Raw genomic sequence first — 18,750 nt, 5'->3', positions numbered from 1 at the left:
ATCAGTCCCAATTCATCAAAATTCGCATTTTTTCTAAAATGCGGTCACGACGCTTTTGAACCGAATGGTGGGTTACTCCCATTTGTCTTGCGTACTCTCTTACGCCAATGTTGCGGAAGAACAGATCATGAATAAGCTGTCTTTCGGCTTTGGTCAGCTTTCCGAGCGATTCATATAAACGCTCAACCAGTAATTTCTGAATGTACTGTTCTTCGATGCTGTCCTCCGGGGATGCAAGCAGATCGCACACGCAACCTCTGCCATCTTCATATCTGCGCTCAGCCATTTCTTCCAAGCTGACCAGACCGTGCTTCATATCACGTTCTCTCTGATAGCGGTCTTGTCTTTCTGCTGCATACCAACACAGGTACACCTCACGGTTAACCTCGCATACCTCGCCGTTATCCAGGCGAATAAAATAGTTTTCTCTTTCTTTGGGTGCTTTACCGGGCATCTCCATATCCTCCGATTTTGTAAGTGTTAGGAACTGCGTCCTACACCTAACCCATCGTGGAGAGCCGTTTTGCAAGGTAGTTACATAAAATTTTTTCGATTTTTTTGCAATTTTTTTCTAACATCAGAAAGTGTAGCGGAAACGGCTTGGTGTGTAACACCGTAAATACCTGCGATTTCCTCGACACCCAATCCTTCAATATAATGAAGGCGAATTATTTCTTGTTGTCTTTGTGTCATCATCGAAAATGCCAAGTCTAAAAGCTCTTGGAGTAACACATGATCTTGTGCCGATTCCGTGCAAACGGATGAAAGTACGGCATCGTCATATCCATAAAAACTTTCATGGTTTCCCACAAAGATTTTTCGATTATGGGTCAATCTGTCCTCACCCTCCATAACAAGGCGAACCCACCAATCGGTATCTGCGAAAAATTCTTCGGACAGGGTATCTTCCGTATTTGCTCCGAAATAGGTATAACCGCCGCAATAGTCCACACGGAACACGGTACTGCCATCCTCGGTTTCATAAAGTGCGAAGCCATTTACAAACACAGAGAGCTTTCCGCTTTTTGCAATTTCACGGCTAATCGCTAAAGGGGAGTTCCCGGCACGAAGCCATGCTGCTGTGGGAAGATCTTTGCCACCGGTTCTTTCGATTCGTTTCTGTAATTCTTTTAAGGTCATAATTTCTGCTCCTTTCGGTTTCCAAACCGCAATCGGAGCATAGAAACGCATGACCAAACGAAAAAACTCCCGCAGGGCAAACCCCACGGAAGCACAAAAAGAGAGCGCAACAAAGCATGGGACTTGCTCGGACACAAACGCACCATAAATGGTTGTCTGTGCCGTATGCGTATCCTTTGCTCCTATTGCAACTCGGAGAATTGATATATTTTTAATTTGAATGTTATCGGTAAAATAAAAAACCGGGGCAGACACAACAACGCAGAATTACTCTGCGATTGTCATATCCACCCCGGCGTTACTCAGTCTATCGGTAAAGCTCGTTTCGGCAGACCGTTTTATATTTTTCACGGGGAAACATACGCTTCGGTTGTTTCCTCCGGTGCGGCTAATAACTTTTGCTTCGTTTCAATTGATTCCGAGCCGACGAAATCAATTTCGGAATTTCTGTATAAGGCACCTCAATTTCCTTGCCTGCTGATTTTACAATGAGAAGTATGTCCCCGTGAATCAGTTTCGCCCGACAGAACAGGCGATTGTCCTTGGTTCGTACTTCCATCTGCTGTGGTTCGCTCACAATCTGACCTCCGTATAAATATATTCCTTATCCTCAAAATACGAAAACCCCTGCCGGAGCATATGATTTTGATGATTACAAAACCAATTATACTCCGCAGGGGTTATATGAGAGGTTATATGATCCGTTATATACGGATTTTTTTGTAAAATATATGAGTTTGTGTTATATAGGGGGTTATATGGCGGTCTTTTATTCCAAGATCAGCCGTGCTTCCAAGTCTCGATATTCTTCTTCAAGCAACCGAAGCTTGGCAGACTCCAGATGCCTTTTCGCCATATCTGCCGCACCGTGCTTACGCAGCGCAACGATCAGCCAATAAATTGTAATGGGACTTTCCGGGTCTATACTAACCGCTAACATAGCGTACTCATACAATTTATCATACTTCTTTTCGGTATGTAGCAGCTCCATCAGCTCGTTTACCAAAGGCAAGTACAGAATATGACATTTGGAACTGAGAGGTATGATCCAATGCTCACATTCGCCCGTGGGGAACAATTTTCCTTGATACAACTTTACTGCCTTTTCCAAAAGCCTGATTTTCTCCGTTGCATCGGTAATGCTGTTCCTGCTCTCGCAGATTTTCTCAAATTCCTCAAAATCCGTTTTGATGATAACATCGGGATTGATGCGATAGCCGGTGGCTGTGGTTACAATCAAATCCACATCGGTAATCATGCGAAGTGTCGCACGGAGTCTGAATAATAATGACCGAAGATTTCTCGTCGGGTTATCGTATTCCCGATCTGCCCATAAATGCTCCGAAAGCTCTCTTGCGCTCATGCCACGTTTACGGTTCATCAGCAAAAGGACAAGGATTTTGCAGCACAAGGGAGATTTGATCTCCGCTTCCGTCAGCTTGCCACGCTCGGCACAAACAGAAAGACCTCCGAACAGATTGATAATTACCTCATTTGGACTATTCATACAATCGGCACACGTTTCCGATTTCATACGGTCAAGAAGTTTCTGTTCGTTAATCTCCTGTATGACGATATTTGCCATGATACGAAGGAAATTTGGATTATCTGCATATCGCTTGGGATTCCGCAAAAGCAAAACGCCCTTTTCTCGCTTGTTAAAGGGAACGGCAAGAATGGACTTTACCTCTTGGCGAATGAAAATATCATATTCCTCCGGCAATGTTTCCTTTAACGTCTCCACATTTTCAATAATGATTGGCGTATTCTGCTCAATAGCATTTCTCCATCTGGGCAACTCTCCGGATATACCGTATTGATCCATATCGGTTCTCGTCTTGGTCATACCGCCGGTTACCCGGTTGTACCACCAAAATGGCATCCATAGTTTGAGCATCATATCCGCATCAAAGATACCGCACCAATCGGCATCGTAAAACTCGCAGGCTTTGCGGAGTACCTTTTGGGCAATCTCTTTCGGTTTGGAAAGTCCATATACCTCATCGGCAAGTTCTATCAGACAGCATTCAAATTCATACGAGAACGCCATCCTTGTTTCTTTCCCATCACCGCTGGATATATCGTTATCCATTTCTGTTACGGGGCGGGTCAGATTTGCAACGGTTCGTTGCTGATTCATTAAATGAGCCATTACAGCTAATCCTCCTCGTTATAATATTTATATGAAAACACAGGATTGCCAGGAGTTCCCGACAACCCTGCATTTATTACTCCAATGAAAGAACACCTTATTTCAGTTCCTGCAATTCCTTTTTTATCTGTTTTTCTTTTCTGTCTTGGTATGTAAGCAAATTGTCCAGAAGCCCGTCAATGACCGTCAGCATATGGGCATCGCATTGGCTGAGTTTCGGTGCAATGCTGTCATCGATCTTGGTCTGTGGATTTGCGTGGATATTATCCATAACAAAGTAATCCATGCTCTTTTGCAGAACCACACTGATACGAAACAACAATTCAAGGGAAATGCCAATTTTCCCGTTCTCGATATTACAGATATGGGTATGAGTACAATTCGCTGCTTCTGCAAGCTGCTCTTGTGTAATGCCACGGAGCTTTCTCGCCGCCTTTATTCTCTCGCCAATCAGCTTTGTATCAAGCGTACCGCTATCCAATTCTTCTTGCGTAAGCACCCGAATAACCCTCCCATCTTTTCCGATTTCTTTACACATATATTATACTTGATTACCTCTCATTTTGTTATATTGTGGGAACTCACATTATGATGTAATACATCAACTTTTGTCGAAAAAATTTGAATAAGCACGAAAGTTTGTATGTAGCACATCAATTAGAGTCGGCTAACCTTATGCGTAAAGTGTGCCGGTGGGCATCTGCACCGAAAGGGGAGCGTGGGTAATAACCATAACGGATAAAACATAAATGCTAAAAAAATAGAGCCGGACAATTTTGCCCGACCCCATCCTGTGCCATTTTTTTGATCTCTGCATTTATTTCTTTTGTTCTCCGTCACTTATGCTTATCACTCCGATTCTTTTGTAAATCGGGTACAAATAGCTTGCGCCAAAACATCCCAGCATTTTCGGTCCGGTTATCTGAATACCATCTTTCTGTAATTTCAACGCCGTTTGGAATGCCATATTCACCGTTGCTCTTGTAACTGATTTTTCTTTTCTTGTGAAAAACACCTCATTGCCTTTAATTGTGTAATAATACCTAAGTCCCTTTGCTGTTACAAACGGATACCCCTCAAACAGAAGAAGCGTTTCCCACAGCATTTCGCTGACTTCATCTGCATTTTTAAGTTTCATATCGGCACACAACTTCTCTGTAGCGGCTTTGCGCTGACGAAATTTGCGAAGTCGCTCGGCGGTCAGTGTGGCTTCCTCCATCTTATATACAGTCTTATTATAGGGAAGATAACCGTTGACCGATGCGGAACTGAGTCCCATAATCTGCTGTATCTCCTTGACAGTTTTCCCGTCCTTATACAACTTGTTTACGGCAATGCTGGTAGGCGTTTCATATGCTCCCGAAGTAATAAGCAGCTTGCGAACTTTAATAGGGGTCATGGAAAATTCTTCGGCAAGCAGATTGAGATAGGTATGCCCTTGCTCGTCTGCACTGTCCTCTGTCGGGTTGAGGTACGCATCCGTCACGGCTTCTACAATCTGCTTTGCGATCTCTGCGGAATTGTATTCCGGCTTCTTTTTCGGTCTTGCCATTCTATCTCTCCAATATATTTTCGTTTCAATTCAATTCCATGTGGCTGATATTAAGGCAGAGTAACCCCTGCCTTATCTATTGGTCAAAATCCTCGGCTTCGCTCTACGATCTTGCGGAACATCATCTCTCCGATGCAGGAGCCAACAGCCAGTAAAAATTCTTCGTCAATCAGCCAGAATTGTTCTTTTGTAAGTTGTTGTTCTAATATCTGCTTCATCTTCCAGAAAGGCTTCTGTAATTCCGTAGATTTAATATCCGAAATACAGGTTGGTTCTATCGGCTCGTCCGGATATACAACGCCACCAATATCCTCGTCATAAATTTTCAGCTTTCCATCGGCTGCCGCCTGCACATACAGTTTGATGAAATCGTCCATCAGCAGATTGGCAAAATAATGTGCAAGTCCGTATTCATCAATGGTGTGCTGATACTGATACAGTGTGCTGTTGAGCAAATACTGCAGCTTATCCACGATACCACTATAGAACATTGGCTTCCAGTCAATCAGCTCCGGTCGGTAGCTATCTCTGGTGGATCTGTTCTTATAGCTGACGTGCTTGGAAATTGATTCTGCAATAAATTCCTGCCAAAACCAATACCCCTCTTGCTTCAGACGTTCATCACTCATGCCGAGAACGGGACCCGCTTCCGTAAACTCCATAATACGGCTGCTGTCCACAACACCGGGATCGCCATAATGATAAAACGGTGTGCTTTCGGAATTGATAGCATAGAAATGTCCCAATTCATGCCAAAGCATTTCGCAGAAATGATCTTCGTTGTTATCCGGGAGAAGGTTCTGACGAATTAAGATCGCATATCCCTTATCTCCGTGTATGTATTCCATAATGGCAGCTTCGTCCATATTGGCTTCGGTATGCGTACATCCCGTTTGCTCCACCAGCTCTGCTCTCATCTTCGGAAAAGTTTGCGCCGTGGCAATATAAACACAGGGATACGGCATATTGATCGGCGGCATGACGGATTGGAATACGTCAATCGCAGAAGCTGTCCAAAGTTTTATTTCTTTTGAGGTTGGATAGTTTGCCATACTGTGTTCGCCTTTCGATTTCCTTGATGCTCAGAGAAATTGGTCTATAAGTCTTTGTATCTACTATTATACCACACAAATCGAAAATAATTGTACGTTCTATGAATATTGCAAAAAAAGTTACAAACCAACTTCATCCAAAAAAATCCGCATCTGCTCCGCTTGCGTTGAAGAAACTTCACGATTGCTTTTTAATTCGTTTTTTGTCCTAGGTGAAATGCCTCTAACTGCTATAGTTATCCATCTGCGGATCTGCATAAACGGTATGAGCCATTTTCTTTTCTTAACTAATGGATAAATTTGTTCTATATATCTTGTAGGAAGAAAAATTTTTGACATAACAAAACGAAATTTACTGCCTTGTTTTATTTGCTGCACCTTAACATTGTTTTCGATGCTTCCATATACACCGCCACTTACAATATAATTCTCTAATTTTAAGGTTACATCATCGTGGCAATCGCCGCCAAACCAGACCCTACTTAATTTTCGCACCTTATTCGCAAATTTTAGCAAGTTTCCCTCTTTTAGCAGCCTATCACGTTTCCCGACATCCACAGATTCCATATTATCCAAAATCCACAAATCAACAAACGGTCTTATTCCACACCCTCCAGTTTCAAAATGTTCTGCCATATGTGCTATGTGATAATAATAAAACATATCATCACTCATTTCTAAGCAAAACTTACAACCATCTTTAGGCTGGGAATAATTCCAAACATCTTTTAATGTGTCAACCGCAAAATTAGCTCGCCCTTCCTCTCCTAGGTAAAAATGTAATTCTAAACAAATTCTACTTTTTGAAGAAAGGGTTACATCGTGTGAGTTATGTTTTTGTTCTGTATACTCCAAGTTCTCGATCAAACAGGAAATTGCTTTTTGTAAATTGTGTTCTTCCACCAAAACATCAATGTCACAACTAGTTCTCCACCAAGGCTCTGGGTAATGATTTCTCAACACCGATCCTTTCAGCGGAATGAACGGAATTTGTTCCTTTTCAAGCACTTCACATATTTGAACAAATTCATTGTTCTGAACTGCATAGCGATGAAACGCACGTAAAGCATATTCCTGCAACTTAGATTTACTTTCATTTGACAAGCCATTATTTAGAATACTAAGTGCAATAAGATGTGCTATGTCATGTTTGGAAGCTAATTTTATTACTTGCTCAATCGTTTCCTCTGTAACAAGCGCTTTTTCTATATCATCTAGTTCCTTGTTACAAAACAGGGAGCGTAACATTGAAAAAAGCAAGTAATTTGTATCCTTACACATAGCAATCATTACTCCTTAATCTCGTCTAAACAAATCTCTTGTATAAACTTTTTCTATTACATCATCCAAGCAGCTATCATAACGATTTGCTATGATAGCTTGTGAAATCTCTTTGAACTCGTCTAAATCATTTATTACTTTGCTTCCAAAGAATGTACTACCATTCTCCAACGTAGGCTCATAGACCACTACTGTGGCGCCTTTTGCCTTGATACGCTTCATCACACCCTGGATACTGCTCTGGCGAAAGTTATCTGAGTTAGATTTCATCGTCAAACGGTACACACCAATTACGCAAGACTTTTCACTATCGGCATTATAGTCACCACGATTATAATAATCATAGTATCCAGCCATTTTAAGCACCTGGTCTGCAATAAAATCTTTTCTGGTTTTGTTGCTTTCCACGATAGCACTCATCATATTTTGAGGAACATCTGCATAATTGGCAAGAAGCTGTTTTGTATCTTTTGGCAAACAATAACCGCCGTACCCAAAGGAAGGATTGTTATAATGGCTACCGATACGAGGATCAAGACATACACCCTCAATAATCTGCTGTGTATTCAAGCCTTTCAACTCAGCATAGGTGTCCAACTCATTGAAATAGGAAACACGAAGGGCAAGGTATGTGTTAGCAAAAAGCTTGACTGCCTCTGCTTCTGTATGTCCCATGAACAGAGTATCAATATCCTCTTTGATTGCTCCTTCCTGCAGGAGAGCTGCAAAGGTATGCGCCGCTTCCACAAGACGGGGGTTTTCCATGTCCGTTCCCACGATAATGCGGCTTGGATAAAGGTTATCATATAAAGCCTTGGATTCTCTCAAAAATTCCGGACTGAACATAATGTTGTCTGTATGAAATTTCTCTCTGACGAATGCTGTATAGCCAACCGGAATGGTGGACTTTATGACCATAATTGCATTAGGATTGACGGACAATACGGTTTCAATAACCGTTTCAACGGCAGAGGTATCAAAGAAATTCTTAACGCTGTCATAGTTTGTCGGAGCTGCAATCACAACAAAATCTGCATTCGCATATGCAGCTTTTGCTTCTAAAGTTGCTGTCAAATCCAGTTTCTTTTCTGCGAGATATTTTTCGATATAGTCATCCTGGATCGGAGATTTGCGGTTGTTGATCATTTCCACCTTTTCGGGGATAATGTCAACCGCCATGACTTTATGATGTTGTGCCAACAATGTGGCTATTGATAAACCGACATAGCCGGTTCCTGCTACTGCAATTTTCACTCTATCACCACCTTAGAATTTTCTCCAAACCATCTTATCCACCACACCAGTGTAAGACTGAATAATCTTAACCACCTTGGTAGAAACATTTTTCTCAATATAATCCGGCACAGGAATACCGTAATCACCGTTCTTGTTCATTTCAACAGCAGTATCAACCGATTGGAGTAGTCCTTTTTCATCAATTCCAGAAAGTATAAAGCACGCCTTATCCAGCGCTTCGGGGCGCTCGGTAGAGGTGCGGATGCAGATTGCCGGGAACGGATGACCGATGCTTGTGAAGAAACTGCTTTCTTCGGGGAGCGTTCCGCTGTCCGAAACTACTGCAAAAGCGTTCATCTGCAAGCAGTTGTAATCGTGGAAGCCAAGAGGTTCGTGCTGAATAACACGGGGATCAAGCTTAAATCCGCTTGATGCAAGTCTGTTTCTGCTTCTCGGATGGCAGGAATACAGAATGGGCATATTATACTTTTCTGCCATTTTGTTAATAGCACCGAACAAACTGTTGAAATTCTTTTCGGTGTCGATGTTTTCCTCTCGGTGTGCAGAGAGAAGAATATACTTGCCCTTTTCAAGTCCGAGACGAGCGTGAATATTGCTGGCTTCAATCTCGGCAAGATTGTTATGCAGAACCTCTGCCATCGGAGAGCCTGTTACATAAGTGCGTTCCTTTGGCAAACCGCAATCAGCAAGGTATCTTCTCGCGTGTTCCGAGTACGCCATATTGACGTCGGAAATGATGTCAACAATTCTTCTGTTGGTTTCTTCCGGCAGACACTCATCCTTACATCTGTTGCCTGCTTCCATATGGAAAATCGGAATATGCAAACGCTTTGCACCGATAACAGACAAGCAGGAGTTGGTATCCCCAAGGACAAGCACAGCATCGGGTTTAATTTCTGCCATCAGCTTATAGGATTTTGCGATAATATTACCGCAAGTCTCTCCAAGGTCGGAACCAACGGCATCCAAATATACTTCGGGATCGGCAAGTTTCAGGTCCTTGAAAAATACACCGTTAAGGTTATAGTCATAATTCTGACCCGTATGAGCGAGGATGGTATCAAAATAGGTACGGCATTTGTTAATGACTGCCGCAAGACGAATAATTTCGGGGCGTGTGCCGACAATAATCAATAATTTTAATTTTCCGTTTTCCTGCCATTTTACATTTTCAAACATTACTCTACCTCCTCAAAGAACGTATCGGGTTTATTGGGATCAAACTGCTCGTTTGCCCACATCACCGTCACGAGATTGTCTATTTCGGACAGATTGATGATATTGTGCGTATAGCCGGGGAGCATATGAACCGCTTCGATCTTCTCCCCCGAAACCTCAAAGTTCAGCACCTCATCAGAGCCGATCTTACGCATCTGAATCAGTCCCTTGCCGCTTACTACAATAAAAAACTCCCACTTGGTGTTATGCCAATGCTGTCCTTTGGTGATGCCCGGCTTTGAGATGTTTACGCTGAACTGTCCGCACTTCTCGGTTTTCAGAAGCTCGGTAAAGCTGCCTCTTGCATCCACGTTCATCTTCAAGGGGAAAGACACTTTGTTTTTGGGTAAATAGGAAAGGTAGGTGCTATAGAGCTTCTTTGCAAAACTATTATATGGAATTTCCGGTATCACAAGAGTGCTTGTCTGTGCTTTGAAGCTTTCAAGTAGCTCCACGATCTCGCCAAGTGTTACCTTGTGGGTAATAGGAGCAGCACAGTATTTCCCGTCATCACACAGAACGGTATCAATGCCATCAAAGGTGCAGTGATGCTCTTTGCCTTTAAGTGCAGCAATCATTTCATCCACCAGATCGTCGATGTAAAGCAGTTCAAGTTGAACGGATGGATCGTTGACTGTAATGGGCAAATCGTTTGCTATGTTATTGCAGAAGGTAGCTACGGCACTATTGTAATTTGGTCTGCACCACTTGCCGAACAGATTCGGGAAACGGTAAACAAGAACCTTTGCACCGGTTTTCTCACCGTAGGCGAAAACCAAATCTTCTCCCGCTTTTTTGCTTCTGCCGTAATCGCTGTCATAGCGACCGATACAGGTTGCTTGAATAGAGGATGAGATCATCACAGGGCATTTGTTTCCGTGCTTTTTGAGAGTATCAAGAAGTGTGGATGCAAAGCCGAAATTGCCCTGCATAAACTCATTAGTGTTCTGTGGGCGGTTCACACCTGCAAGGTTGAAGACAAAATCTGCCTTTGCACAGTATTCGTCAAGAAGCGCAGGATCGGTGTCAAGGTCATACTCAAATATCTCTTTGATAGAAAGCTTAGGATGTGTTCTATCCTTTCCGTCTCGGATATTTTTCAGATTCTCACAAAGATTTTTTCCAACGAAGCCTTTTGCTCCGGTCACGAGTATATTCATCATTACTTTGTCCCTTTGGCAAGCTCGTCTTGGATATAGGAAAGAGAAGCAATTTTTGCTTTTGTTTCTTCTACCGTCAAAAGTTGCGTATTGTTAGAGTTAAACTCAGTTAATGTGTTACGCTCGGTATCGCCATCCTTGAAATACTTATCGTAGTTCAAACCACGCTTGTCACAAGGCACACGATAGAAATTGCCCATATCAATGGCGTTTGCACATTCTTCGTTTGTGAGCAGAGTTTCGTACATTTTCTCACCGTGACGGATACCGATGATTTTGATTTCCGTTTTCTGTTCTGGATCGAACAAATCAATAACAGCCTTTGCCTGGGTTTCGATGGTGCAAGCAGGAGCTTTCTGAACAAGAATATCTCCGCTTGTGCCATGTTCAAATGCAAACAACACAAGATCAACCGCTTCATCCAGAGACATAATAAATCTTGTCATAGACGGATCGGTAATGGTGATCGGCTTACCGGCACGGATCTGATCAATCCAAAGCGGAATAACCGAGCCACGGCTACACATAACATTACCATAACGAGTACAGCAAATCTTTGTCTTTGCAGGGTCAACAGTACGGGACTTGGCAACAATGACCTTTTCCATCATAGCTTTAGATGTACCCATAGCGTTTACAGGGTATGCTGCCTTATCCGTAGAAAGACAAACAACATTCTTAACACCTGCATCGATAGCGGCGGTCAGAACATTCTCTGTTCCGATGACATTGGTGCGGACTGCTTCCATGGGGAAGAACTCGCAGGACGGAACCTGCTTGAGCGCTGCCGCATGGAATATGTAGTCAACTCCTACCATTGCAGGACGGATGGAATCGATGTTACGGACATCTCCGATATAAAATTTGATTTTCTCCGCATATTCGGGGTATTTTGCCTGATATTCATGGCGCATATCGTCTTGTTTCTTTTCGTCACGGGAGAAAATACGGATTTCTCCAATGTCGGTGGTAAGGAAACGGTTGAGAACCGCATTGCCGAAAGAACCGGTACCACCGGTGATCAAGAGTGTTTTATTTGTAAAAAGTGACATACTTTTACCTCGCAATCATGTATTCTTTTATTCTTATGTTATATTGTGTTAATCTTGCATTATATCATCTGCACTGTTCCATGGTTTGGTCACTCAAATATAAATTTGTTCGTTGCTCACATTATAGCAACGCTCCCACGTCTTGAAAGCAATCTCATAATCTTGAACTTTCTTGGCATCAGGCTTATATACCTTAGTAACCTTCACGCACTTCTCAACCGCATCGATGCAATCCTTGAATAATCCAGCGCCAATACCTGCACACATAGCAGCGCCCAAAGCACCAAGTTCTGCCACTTCAGTAAGTTCGACGGGACGATTCAGAATATCAGCGAACATCTGGCACCACATCGGACTCTTCGATACTCCACCGCACAGACGAACATGCTTGACTTCTCCGGACAGTTCCTGGTTCATCGCCATGATGTCCTTCATTTCAAAGCAGATACCTTCAAGAATCGCTTCTGCCATATCAGCCTTGGTAGTTCCGAGCGTGATACCAAAGAAACCACCGCGAGCTTTTTCGTTCTTCACTCTAGTATGAGAACCCTGAATACAAGTCAGAGAAGTTACGCCATTTGCACCGGGCTTGGAGTGGGATGCAGTTTGGGTAATGATATCATAAGGATCAACGCCCATAAGCTTTGCAGTTGTGACTTCCATGGAAGCCAGAGCATCCCGGAACCAACGGAAAGCAGATGCACCCGTGTTAGTCATAATGTAGTTCTGGTAGTTGCCAAAGCCGGGATTAGTCCGAACGGTAATACGTCCCTTAGGATCCAGCTTGTCCTTATCAGTGACAAAGATCGACACACCGGCAGTACCCATAATGAGCAACTGCGTTCCAACTTCCGCAGCACCACCACCAATAGCACAGCAGTTGGTGTCAAGGTTGCCCAAGCAAACCTTACAAGTTGTGGGAAGACCAGTCGCCTTAGAAACTTCTTCAGTAACCTGACCCACCACAGTTCCGGGAGTGTGACATACAGTCGGCAGCATATCAACGGTTACATTGAAGAGCTTCATGAGACGCTCATCCCACTCGTTATCACTCATACGAGCCATAGAAAGGAAGTTCACGCAACCCTCATCAATATAGTATCCATCCGCACCATACTGACGGAGGAAGTAGTCCTGATGAGAGCAGATACGCTTTACCTTCGCCCACTTCTCAGGCTCATTCTTCTGGAGCCAGCGAAGTACAGGAATGTTATAAGTACCATACTGCATACCAGAAATCTTCCAGTATTCATCAAGATCAACTTCTGCCTTCAGTTCGGGAAGCATTTCGATATAACGAAGATCCTGCCAGCCAATCGTGTGATCGAAAACAGGCTTCTCATTTTCGTCCAGCAACACCATGGTGATGCCTTGGTTGGAATGGCTGATACCAACGATGTCAGCTGGATCAACCTTGGACTTCACAATAGTCTCACGGATACACGCATAAACTGAGCCCTTAATTTCATCAATATCCTGCTCAACCCAGCCGGGATGCGGATAATAAGAAGGATACTCTCTACCGGTAGCGGCGATCTGATGCCCCTCCTGGTCAAACAAAATAGCCTTACAGCCAGTAGTACCCTCATCAACACCCATCAAATAAAACATTTTATGTATCCTCCTCAATCTTTCTTATGGTTCTGTCTGTATTCAAGAATTGCTTCTGCGATTTCAATATCAGCGGGTCTCTGAATGTGGATCTTGTTTAATCCATCATCCATAGAGAAGTAAATCGGCTCACCAAGAGCCAAGAACAGCGTGGGCATATAGGCGGTTTCGCCGGTCTCAATGCCTTCTTCATATGCCTTGTGATACATCGCATCGAGCTTACCAAAGGAAGCAGTCCAAGGCATATTGATCGTCCGGTTCTTCTCTTTGAAGTTAATCTTCGTGGAAGAAATACCGTCTTCGGTCTCTGCGTTATTGTACACACACTGCAGACAAGCAAATGCGCTGCCATATTCCTTCGCTACTCTGAAAGAATCGACCAGAATCTCTTCACTCACAAAAAGACTGGAACTCATGTTAACAGACAACATATCATCCGGTTTGCAAACCCCCTCCAGATTGAAGATACCATTTCGTGTGGATTCCTGACAGGAAGCACCACCCTCACAAACCCATTTCAATTTGGTGATGTTGTTTTCTTTTGCCAGCTGCCAAATGTAATCCATGTACTCGCGTACACAAACAACTTCGAGAGCATCAATTGACGGAGACTTTTCGTAAATCTCCATTGCGTACAGGATCATTGGCTTACCAAGGAGTTCGACAAACTGCTTAGGTTTGTCAGCACCTAATCGTCTTCCAACGCCTCCTGCGAGTAAAATTGCTATGTTCATAGTTTGAATATTCCTTTCGCTTCACTTTAGCATAATCAAATAAAAATATCATTGGCAACTAACCGTTAGAGCATATTTTTTATAGTTTCAACAACTCTTTCACAATTTCGCCCGTCATTATAGGGATTCACAATTTTTCTACAAATCTCGCGTTGATCTTTCCATATATCCTCGGTAAATAACAATTCTGTGGTTTTCTTTGCGACTTCATCCCATGTTTTACAAAACGGACCAGACTGATGGTTAAAATACACATCCACTATCCCAGCATCCGAATCGATATACTGCTGTAAATCATAATTAAAATACACTATTGGATTCCCTGTGCACAGATAGTCATATGCCACACTGGAATAATCAGTAATAAGACACTTGAACAAATGTAAGTAACTATACAAATCATCATACTGACTTCCAACGAGCATTTTTATATTTTGAAACGAAATACCTTGTTCTCTCATTGCGGCTGCGACCATTTTAGCTTCATTTGGATGGGGCTTATAGTAGAGCATAATATTATAATTGCTGAAGGATTTTTCAAGTTCTGCCAATCCCTTTAAGGTAAAATTTGCATCGAAGTCCTTGCCGAAATTTCGGTGTGTTGGCAAGTAAATAACAGGTACATTTTTTCCATTATAAATTTCTTTAGCAAAATCAGTATTCACTGGTTTAGTAACAAATGAATCATTTCTAGGACAGCCTGTCATTAAAAACTGTTCCAACGGAATATTCATCATTTCATGGTTGATTCTAGAGTAAAAGTCTGAAGGTGAACACCAAATACTTTTTGTGTGGTCATCTGCATACAATCTAACCAGATTCTTTTTTAGCCAAGAATAGTTCTTGTACCAATCTAACCGCTTAATAGCAATGCCATGCCACAGTTGTATAATGTTTGTTCTGCCTACTCTATATTCTCCTGTGTCACGATTTCCCTCGGTCTGAAAGATTACACCAGCATGTCTAACAAAGTATTTGGCTTTTTTACTAGGCCATAATTCCACTTTTTGACCAATACTTTTAAGATAATTGTAAACCTCTTCGTTTTTTGTGATCCAAATTGCTTCAATATCTGGCTCGTTTTTTGTAACGTGTTCAAACAAATATTTGGCATTATCGTTATATGCTGTTCCTTTCCAAGCTCCAAAAACCCATAACTGTTTATTCTTTTTGCAAAAAGAGGTAGCCGTTGTATATCCAACAGCACGTATTACTTTATTAAAATAATGTAGTGCTTTCATTTACCAAAACCTTCTTTCATGTCCTTCTTAGTTTTTTTCAAAACATAAAAGCCAAATGTTCCAAGCATAATAATGGATAATACTAAACAAACAATTTCGTTGCAGAAGTAGTATATACAACAGGAAAGCAATAAAACACAAGCAGTTATTATCCATGTGCTATGCTTTACAGACATTGTAAAATACTTCTTCATTGTCACCACTCTAACAACCCACATAATCAAGTAACCTATAACTGAACTCATGGCAACTCCATATAATCCGAAAACTTTGGCTCCTATAAAACAAAGGGCAATATTTATAATTGCTCCTAAAAGCGTAGTCTTGAAAGAATCCTTAGTCTTCTTGAAAGCCAAGTACCCCGCTCCCCAGAAAGAACTAAAAGAGGAGAACACCGTGCTCAGCATGACAATGGGTACATAATTGACTACTTCAACGTAGGAAGGATCGACAAATCTTATAAAATAATACTTCTGAACCAGAATTGCACCAGCCGTTCCAACCAAAATTATTTCTATGAAGAATTTGTATATATCTCCAAAAAGCTTTTCTCGTTCAGGATTCTTTTCTTCCCTTATACATGTTTCCTGCCATGACATAACAATTACAGATGATACCATAGTGACAATAGATGAAAACTTGTTGCTCATAGAAAATATTCCATTTGCTGAAGCACCTAAAAAAGCAATGGTTATCAATCTATTGACGGCAGATGTTCCCCACCACAGCAAGCTATTCGGCACTAATGGCATAGAAAATCTTAGATATTCCTTGATTTTGGATAGCTTAATTGATGTAGGCTCGATATATCTTGTTGCCTTGACCTTTAATTCCAAATAAATTGAACTTATTACACATGAAGCGAAATATGAATATATTAACCCATCTACTCGCATCATCGTACACGTAACAATAAGTAATTGGAAAGCTAAGAGTGTAACCGTACTTATAAAGCCTGAAATAGCGTATTCCTTGTTCATGCTCAAACTTCGAGCAATTCTTTGATAAAAGTTTAATATAACGGTTCCAACATAATATAATGCGATATAGGTTATGTTGTCTAACGAGAACCAAATTTGTCCTACGGCAAACGTAACGAGAAGGAAAAACACTGATGTTGTAACTACAGATGCAGCTACATTAGTAATTATCGTTTTCAATTCCGTTCCTTTTGCATCATATATAAACCGGTACGCCGTCTCAATCATTTGAAACGTAAACAACGGAACAAATAACGATGATACCGTTATAATCAGGTCATATGTACCATACTGTTCTGTTGTAACAAATCTTGTAATAATAGGAAGAACAACAAGCATCAAAACCTTTGATAATGCAGTTCCTATAAAATAAATAACTGTATTTACATAGAAGTTTTTCTTTTCACTCAGTGCCATTCTCATGCTCTCCGATTTGATGTAATTCTGTCATGTTCATTGCAAGAACGCTGAGCTGAAAAATATGCCGCAAACAACAAGGCTATCAATAAATACTTTTGCTCAATTATAGCAATGTTCATTGTAAATCCAACGAACAAAGGCAGAAAAATAATAAACCTTTTCATTCTCATTTGTTTTCTGCCAAAAATAACATACATAAAATATATATAGACTGGTAAGCCATACATCGCAATTAGATAAATATGTCCGTTCTCTGCAGAAAAACCTTCTTTTCCAGAGCCAATAAAAATGAACAAAGGATTCAACAAGTTAATCGCTCTTTCCAAATCGTTAAATCTTCCCCCTGTTATATCAGATGCATCGTCATAAAAGGAAATGCGTCGAAGCAAACTTTCTATAACATCAGAAGAGAAGAAGCTTACTATTTTATCCCAAAAAACAAAGGCTACAATAACACCTATAAGCAAAACTATAGGTAAACTTAGCAATGTTTTTGCTTTAATCGTAAGAGTATGATTTTCTAATGCAGAAGCTATAACAAAAAGGGAAATCGACAACACTCCGACTGCTATTCCACCAATACTCATGGTGCAAAACAAAACAAATGCCAGTAAAATCAGAAGAATTGCCTTATTCTGAGTTTTTCCTTGTTTATCCTCTGCAAAATAAAATATTGTCATAGCAATCGTGGCATAGGCAATATTATTGGGATCTGACCACAAAAAATTGTATCTATATTCGTATAGTGCTCCTGAAAGCCATCTTCTTGTATGATTATCAGCAGGGTGCAAAGCTGCCTTAATCGTTGCATAATTATCTTTGAACAGAAAGTATAGGAGTGCTAATGCCGCAATATAGATAATTGCCCAAAATACAATTTTGCTTAAGTCCGGTTTATATCGCCTGATGTAATATGCAAAAAAGAAAAAATACCAAAATGAGGTCAAATATTGGACAAATCTTTTTATCGAGGTCATAAATGTTGTTTCGTATAATGTTTCTCCCGTATATACCAAACACATTACAACTGCCATCAGCATCAAAATAACTACTAACGGAAAATACTTATATTCTTTAATATCATGAGTTCGTCTCCCACGCAGAAAAAACCAAAAAACGATTAGAGGAATCGAATAACTCGTCGATATTATCGAAAGATAGGGTAAAAAGAAAATGTCAATTAGAATTGCCCAAAAACAAAACTTATCGAAGCTATCTATATTTTTGTTTTCTTCGTAAACTAATCCATTCATCACGTTTTTACTCCATCATTTTAATAATGTGAAATCCCTCTGCATATTCAACCTTGTTTTGTGCTCCCCAAACATGGTTCATTTCTAGCTTTGTTTGGAACAATCTGTCAAAACGGTTGTGTTCCTTACCATATGCTTCTAATGCTTTGATTTTTAACCTATAGTAGTCGCTTATGTCAACGAAATACACAGGATTATACACCTGTTCACAGATATAATTATTGCTCTGATAAGCCAAAACATTCCTGCAATGTCTTGATGCGGTTAAACACAATTGTGCTGCTGCAATATGATCCTGATTCATATCATATCGGAAATGCATAAATACCGTGTCTATCTTGTATTTATAAATTACTTCTTCAATTCGTTGCATAACTTCTTTGGAATATGCCAGTTCATTACAAGGTTCAGTCTGAAACTCAGTAATTTCGTTAATACCCAAAATTTCACAGGCATTCGCACTACTGATCTTACTTGATTCTGTATCTACATGAATACCCATCTGAACAAAATCGGTTTTGTTATCCGTCAAAGTCAGTTTGTAAACATTTTTTCCCTCTGCTGCAAATTTAGCTGCAGTAGCACCAGCTCCTAACTCTGCATCATCGTAGTGAGCACCTATTATCAAAATATTTTCCATTTTCATA

At 41.1% G+C, this 18,750-nt stretch carries 17 protein-coding genes; all 17 read right to left on the bottom strand.

Features of this window, described 5'->3' with window-relative positions:
- Window position 1: 1 nt before the first annotated feature.
- The 17 genes from E7588_06880 to E7588_06800 all read right to left on the bottom strand — a co-directional run bounded on the left by E7588_06880 (window position 2) and on the right by E7588_06800 (window position 18,749).
- Window positions 2–454 carry a sigma-70 family RNA polymerase sigma factor gene (locus E7588_06880; GenBank protein MBE6688987.1) on the bottom strand — a complete coding sequence of 151 codons (453 nt, stop codon included), beginning with the start codon at window positions 452–454 and terminating at the stop codon, window positions 2–4.
- Between the two features lie 80 nt (window positions 455–534).
- Entirely contained in the window at window positions 535–1,395 is an 861-nt protein-coding gene (locus E7588_06875) for a sigma-70 family RNA polymerase sigma factor (protein MBE6688986.1), read from the bottom strand.
- A gap of 514 nt (window positions 1,396–1,909) precedes the next feature.
- Window positions 1,910–3,292, bottom strand: a complete 1,383-nt coding sequence (locus tag E7588_06870) for a hypothetical protein (GenBank protein MBE6688985.1) — start codon at window positions 3,290–3,292, stop codon at window positions 1,910–1,912.
- 97 nt (window positions 3,293–3,389) lie between these two features.
- Window positions 3,390–3,830: a helix-turn-helix domain-containing protein gene (locus tag E7588_06865; GenBank protein ID MBE6688984.1), complete on the bottom strand. Its 441-nt coding sequence runs from the start codon at window positions 3,828–3,830 to the stop codon at window positions 3,390–3,392.
- Window positions 3,831–4,109: 279 nt separating this feature from the next.
- Complete coding sequence (locus E7588_06860; GenBank protein MBE6688983.1) at window positions 4,110–4,844, bottom strand: hypothetical protein; 735 nt, start codon at window positions 4,842–4,844, stop codon at window positions 4,110–4,112.
- Between the two features lie 83 nt (window positions 4,845–4,927).
- Window positions 4,928–5,896, bottom strand: coding sequence for a hypothetical protein (locus tag E7588_06855; protein MBE6688982.1), 969 nt, complete (start codon window positions 5,894–5,896; stop codon window positions 4,928–4,930).
- Between the two features lie 120 nt (window positions 5,897–6,016).
- Window positions 6,017–7,186, bottom strand: coding sequence for a hypothetical protein (locus tag E7588_06850; GenBank protein ID MBE6688981.1), 1,170 nt, complete (start codon window positions 7,184–7,186; stop codon window positions 6,017–6,019).
- 6 nt (window positions 7,187–7,192) lie between these two features.
- Complete coding sequence (locus tag E7588_06845; protein ID MBE6688980.1) at window positions 7,193–8,431, bottom strand: nucleotide sugar dehydrogenase; 1,239 nt, start codon at window positions 8,429–8,431, stop codon at window positions 7,193–7,195.
- A gap of 12 nt (window positions 8,432–8,443) precedes the next feature.
- Window positions 8,444–9,613, bottom strand: a complete 1,170-nt coding sequence (locus tag E7588_06840) for a UDP-N-acetyl glucosamine 2-epimerase (GenBank protein MBE6688979.1) — start codon at window positions 9,611–9,613, stop codon at window positions 8,444–8,446.
- Window positions 9,613–10,812 (bottom strand): capsular polysaccharide biosynthesis protein CapF, encoded by a 1,200-nt coding sequence (locus E7588_06835; GenBank protein MBE6688978.1) that lies wholly within the window; start codon window positions 10,810–10,812, stop codon window positions 9,613–9,615. The genes E7588_06840 and E7588_06835 overlap by 1 nt, the downstream gene beginning before the upstream one ends.
- Window positions 10,813–10,814: 2 nt before the next feature.
- On the bottom strand, window positions 10,815–11,864 hold the full coding sequence (locus E7588_06830) for an NAD-dependent epimerase/dehydratase family protein (protein ID MBE6688977.1): 1,050 nt from the start codon (window positions 11,862–11,864) through the stop codon (window positions 10,815–10,817).
- A 93-nt stretch (window positions 11,865–11,957) separates the two neighbouring features.
- On the bottom strand, window positions 11,958–13,475 hold the full coding sequence (locus E7588_06825; GenBank protein ID MBE6688976.1) for a carbohydrate kinase: 1,518 nt from the start codon (window positions 13,473–13,475) through the stop codon (window positions 11,958–11,960).
- A gap of 14 nt (window positions 13,476–13,489) precedes the next feature.
- The gene (locus E7588_06820; GenBank protein ID MBE6688975.1) at window positions 13,490–14,209 is read right to left on the bottom strand and encodes a hypothetical protein; all 720 of its coding nucleotides are present in this window, start codon (window positions 14,207–14,209) and stop codon (window positions 13,490–13,492) included.
- Window positions 14,210–14,274: 65 nt separating this feature from the next.
- Window positions 14,275–15,450 (bottom strand): hypothetical protein, encoded by a 1,176-nt coding sequence (locus tag E7588_06815; GenBank protein ID MBE6688974.1) that lies wholly within the window; start codon window positions 15,448–15,450, stop codon window positions 14,275–14,277.
- Window positions 15,447–16,853, bottom strand: coding sequence for a hypothetical protein (locus E7588_06810; GenBank protein ID MBE6688973.1), 1,407 nt, complete (start codon window positions 16,851–16,853; stop codon window positions 15,447–15,449). Before E7588_06810 ends, E7588_06815 begins: the two co-directional genes overlap by 4 nt.
- Complete coding sequence (locus E7588_06805) at window positions 16,850–18,103, bottom strand: hypothetical protein (GenBank protein MBE6688972.1); 1,254 nt, start codon at window positions 18,101–18,103, stop codon at window positions 16,850–16,852. The genes E7588_06810 and E7588_06805 overlap by 4 nt, the downstream gene beginning before the upstream one ends.
- A gap of 7 nt (window positions 18,104–18,110) precedes the next feature.
- Entirely contained in the window at window positions 18,111–18,749 is a 639-nt protein-coding gene (locus E7588_06800) for a GlcNAc-PI de-N-acetylase (protein MBE6688971.1), read from the bottom strand.
- Window position 18,750: the final 1 nt, after the last annotated feature.

The organism is Oscillospiraceae bacterium (assembly GCA_015065085.1).
In the GTDB taxonomy this organism is placed as follows: Bacteria; Bacillota; Clostridia; order Oscillospirales; family SIG627; genus SIG627.
This window is presented reverse-complemented; position numbering and strand designations above follow the sequence as displayed.

Coding starts and splice junctions, on each gene's coding strand:
- E7588_06880 (MBE6688987.1), bottom strand. CDS start 454: ATGCCCGGTAAAGCACCCAAAGAAAGAGAAAACTATTTTATTCGCCTG.
- E7588_06870 (MBE6688985.1), bottom strand. CDS start 3,292: ATGGCTCATTTAATGAATCAGCAACGAACCGTTGCAAATCTGACCCGC.
- E7588_06865 (MBE6688984.1), bottom strand. CDS start 3,830: ATGTGTAAAGAAATCGGAAAAGATGGGAGGGTTATTCGGGTGCTTACG.
- E7588_06860 (MBE6688983.1), bottom strand. CDS start 4,844: ATGGCAAGACCGAAAAAGAAGCCGGAATACAATTCCGCAGAGATCGCA.
- E7588_06855 (MBE6688982.1), bottom strand. CDS start 5,896: ATGGCAAACTATCCAACCTCAAAAGAAATAAAACTTTGGACAGCTTCT.
- E7588_06850 (MBE6688981.1), bottom strand. CDS start 7,186: ATGATTGCTATGTGTAAGGATACAAATTACTTGCTTTTTTCAATGTTA.
- E7588_06840 (MBE6688979.1), bottom strand. CDS start 9,613: ATGTTTGAAAATGTAAAATGGCAGGAAAACGGAAAATTAAAATTATTG.
- E7588_06835 (MBE6688978.1), bottom strand. CDS start 10,812: ATGAATATACTCGTGACCGGAGCAAAAGGCTTCGTTGGAAAAAATCTT.
- E7588_06830 (MBE6688977.1), bottom strand. CDS start 11,864: ATGTCACTTTTTACAAATAAAACACTCTTGATCACCGGTGGTACCGGT.
- E7588_06825 (MBE6688976.1), bottom strand. CDS start 13,475: ATGTTTTATTTGATGGGTGTTGATGAGGGTACTACTGGCTGTAAGGCT.
- E7588_06820 (MBE6688975.1), bottom strand. CDS start 14,209: ATGAACATAGCAATTTTACTCGCAGGAGGCGTTGGAAGACGATTAGGT.
- E7588_06815 (MBE6688974.1), bottom strand. CDS start 15,450: ATGAAAGCACTACATTATTTTAATAAAGTAATACGTGCTGTTGGATAT.
- E7588_06810 (MBE6688973.1), bottom strand. CDS start 16,853: ATGAGAATGGCACTGAGTGAAAAGAAAAACTTCTATGTAAATACAGTT.
- E7588_06805 (MBE6688972.1), bottom strand. CDS start 18,103: ATGAATGGATTAGTTTACGAAGAAAACAAAAATATAGATAGCTTCGAT.
- E7588_06800 (MBE6688971.1), bottom strand. CDS start 18,749: ATGAAAATGGAAAATATTTTGATAATAGGTGCTCACTACGATGATGCA.